A 2,979-nucleotide genomic window follows, 5' to 3' on the forward strand; every position below is an offset into this window, starting at 1 on the left:
TCGAAGTCAACCTTGGCCGAACCGAAAACTTCGGAGCAGACACGGGTCAGAGCAGCGGTCAGCGTGGTTTTACCGTGGTCAACGTGACCGATGGTACCAACGTTGACGTGCGGCTTATTACGTTCGAACTTTTCCTTAGCCATCGAAATCACCCCTAGGAGAAGAATTTAGCGAGTCACACAAGCCATTAAAACAAAGGCAGATATTTTCATATCTGCCTTGTAATATGGAGCTCTTGAGCGGATTTGAACCGCTGACCTCACCCTTACCAAGGGTGTGCTCTACCAACTGAGCTACAAGAGCGAAACACTTTGCACAACCTGCAAACTTGGAGCGGGTAGCGGGAATCGAACCCGCATCATCAGCTTGGAAGGCTGAGGTTCTACCACTAAACTATACCCGCGGAGCTTGCAGCTCACGCTAAAAATGGTGGAGGGGGAAGGATTCGAACCTTCGAAGTCGTAGACGTCAGATTTACAGTCTGATCCCTTTGGCCGCTCGGGAACCCCTCCTAAGCGAGCCGGCATTCTATATCATGCCAGCCTTCTGTCAAGCATTTTCTCATTAAAAACCTGAGGTTAGCTGCGTTGACGGTGCTCCGTATCGCTTACCTTTAAAGGTCTTCGCTGCGAAGCGGGCGCCATTCTATGCAAACTACCCTGCGGGTGCAACCCCTTCGCATGGCATTATTTTATGTTTTAACTCATTGAATTCTTTAGAAAGGTTTTGGAGCAGCGTTTCATTCACCTTTCCCGCGCCGTCCTGGGGAACCTGAACCCAGAAACCTTCTCCCTCAGGGAGATTTTGCGCGTTCGACACCACAGGACGACCTACGACACCCGAAGCCGCGAGACGCTGCTCCAGTTGCCTGGCCAGCTCCGGGCGAGCAAAACCACCCAGATAGACACAAGTTTTGGGGGCATCAGCAGACTTAGCCGAATCGCGCCTGACAAGGGCATCCGCCGTTTCGCTCAATAGATGAATATCCTGTTGCGATCCGCGATATAAACTCAGCGGCGTGACATCCTTGGCGCGAAGCGGGGCCTCCTGCTGATGCCAGATGTAATAGAAGACATTCAAAACCAGCAATAACAGAAACAGCCACCGCATAGAAACCTCAGGACAAAGGGCAGGCCATCGCCAAACCAACGAAAACCAGGTCAGGCACCACCCTGGCATCTGGAACGACCCCGGAAACCAGATTGGCATCCCCCCCAGTGAGAAACACCACGAAATCCTTTCCCCAATATTGCTCCGCCAATTCAAGCTGGGTCAGGACAAATCCCCTGAGCATCAGCATGCAACCGCGCTCGACCGCCTCGACAGTCGTACGACCCGGAGCGAGGCTCTCATGGGCTCGCTCGGCCGCTACATCGTCATAACGAATTTTCCGCGTATGGGTACGCAGTTGATTACGCATCAAGGGCATACCAGGACAAATGAACCCTCCCAGATGCCCACCATCCGCAGCCACGAAATCGGCTGTGACGGCAGTACCAAAATCCAGTATCAGGCACGCCCCCGAAGCGAGATGAAAACCACCAAGCAAGGCCAACCAACGATCCAGGCCTAGCCGCTCATAATCCTCGTAGCCGTTTCTCACACCCGCCATTTCCCGGGCAGGCACAGCACGAACTACCGACACCCCGAACACATCGACCAGCGAGGCGACCAATGAATCCGTCTCCGCCTGGGTCCTCACGCTAACAAGACGACACTTCTTGAGCTGGAACTTCTTCGTATCACTCAAGCTCGCGAGCAAATCGTCGTCAGAGCCGACCACACCACCCTCGACCGGCGTTATCCCGTCAGAGCAGAGAACGCGCCATTTGATAAAGCTGTTGCCGCAGTCGAGCTCAAGAATCATCACGCAACCTCAAACTGAGCTCACCACCGCTAAAGTTTTTTTCCACGCCATCCACCTTCAAACGCAGCGCACCCTGGTGATCAATGCCCAGCACAATGCCGTCAATTTTATTAACACCGGCAATCAGAGACACAGCCCGCCCCTGCCAAAGATGGTACTGCTCCCATTCCGACTGGATCGCAGCAAACCCCGATATGCGATGAAGCTCCAGATATTCCTGCAGCTTCACCCCCAATCGGGCCACCAGTTCATTTCGATCAAAATCCCTGCCCGCTTCAAGGCACATGGAGGTCCATTGCTGGTCGACACCATCAGTCGATTGCATATTCACATTGATCCCTATGCCCAGGACAACATGGCAAACGTCTGCAGGGTCTCCAACCAATTCAAGCAAAATACCGGCGATCTTTTTCTCACCCACCAAGACATCATTCGGCCATTTCAGCCCTGCCGTCGCGATCCCCATATCGCGCAAGACATGCATGACCGCAAGCCCGACAACCAAACTCAGACCTTCGATTTGTCGCATACCACCGTTAATGCGTAACACCAGGCTGTGGTAGAGATTTTCGGCAAATGGGCTGACCCATTTACGGCCACGCCGACCACGGCCCGCTATCTGTCGCTCAGCCAAAACCATGAAAGGCGCCACACTTCCGCGCTCGATGAAACGCAGCGCCTCGGCGTTAGTGGAATCGATAGAGTCAAATATATGGACAGGCCACTCATGAAGGCCTTTTGCGCAGATCTCCGCCGTATCCAAAAGCAACAGAGGCTTAGCCAACTGATAGCCCCTACCTCGTACTTTATGAACAGACAATCCTAAATCCGCCTCCAAGTGCTGCAACTGCTTCCATACAGCACTACGACTGATACCCAGTGCAGCACCCAGCGCTTGCCCCGAATGAAAGCGGCCATCCTTCAGAAGTTTTAGCAACGTGAGCATGCGGACTGCGCCCTGATAATGAGGCCCGCATGATAGCCATGCGCAAGGCAGTTGCATAGAAACACAAAATGACTTTCCGGCGGGCAAAACAAAACCCCTACCTGCATCAGCAGATAGGGGTTTCGGAATTTAATCTTGACGATGACCTACTCTCACATGGGGAAAC

Annotated in this window: 4 protein-coding genes and 3 tRNA genes; all 7 read right to left on the reverse strand. The window is 53.3% G+C overall.

The annotated features are described in order from the left end of the window. The coding region (locus tag BM317_RS29525; protein WP_256326681.1) for a GTP-binding protein at positions 1-143 on the reverse strand (143 nt) is incomplete at its 3' end. 84 nt (positions 144-227) lie between these two features. Next, a tRNA-Thr gene (locus tag BM317_RS29530) sits at positions 228-303 on the reverse strand. Positions 304-329: 26 nt separating this feature from the next. Next, positions 330-403, reverse strand: a tRNA-Gly gene (locus tag BM317_RS29535). A 24-nt stretch (positions 404-427) separates the two neighbouring features. Then, positions 428-512: transfer RNA gene (locus tag BM317_RS29540), tRNA-Tyr, on the reverse strand. Positions 513-654: 142 nt separating this feature from the next. Next, positions 655-1,110, reverse strand: a complete 456-nt coding sequence (locus BM317_RS29545) for a hypothetical protein (protein WP_092477204.1) — start codon at positions 1,108-1,110, stop codon at positions 655-657. A gap of 7 nt (positions 1,111-1,117) precedes the next feature. Continuing rightward, positions 1,118-1,867: a pantothenate kinase gene (locus BM317_RS29550; RefSeq protein ID WP_092477206.1), complete on the reverse strand. Its 750-nt coding sequence runs from the start codon at positions 1,865-1,867 to the stop codon at positions 1,118-1,120. After that, positions 1,857-2,813 carry a bifunctional biotin--[acetyl-CoA-carboxylase] ligase/biotin operon repressor BirA gene (birA, locus tag BM317_RS29555; protein ID WP_092477208.1) on the reverse strand — a complete coding sequence of 319 codons (957 nt, stop codon included), beginning with the start codon at positions 2,811-2,813 and terminating at the stop codon, positions 1,857-1,859. The genes BM317_RS29550 and birA overlap by 11 nt, the downstream gene beginning before the upstream one ends. Positions 2,814-2,979: the final 166 nt, after the last annotated feature.

The organism is Pseudomonas sp. NFACC24-1, assembly GCF_900115235.1.
Lineage (GTDB): Bacteria > Pseudomonadota > Gammaproteobacteria > Pseudomonadales > Pseudomonadaceae > Aquipseudomonas > Aquipseudomonas fluorescens_AA.

Coding starts and splice junctions, on each gene's coding strand:
- BM317_RS29545 (WP_092477204.1), bottom strand. CDS start 1,110: ATGCGGTGGCTGTTTCTGTTATTGCTGGTTTTGAATGTCTTCTATTAC.
- BM317_RS29550 (WP_092477206.1), bottom strand. CDS start 1,867: ATGATTCTTGAGCTCGACTGCGGCAACAGCTTTATCAAATGGCGCGTT.
- birA (WP_092477208.1), bottom strand. CDS start 2,813: ATGCTCACGTTGCTAAAACTTCTGAAGGATGGCCGCTTTCATTCGGGG.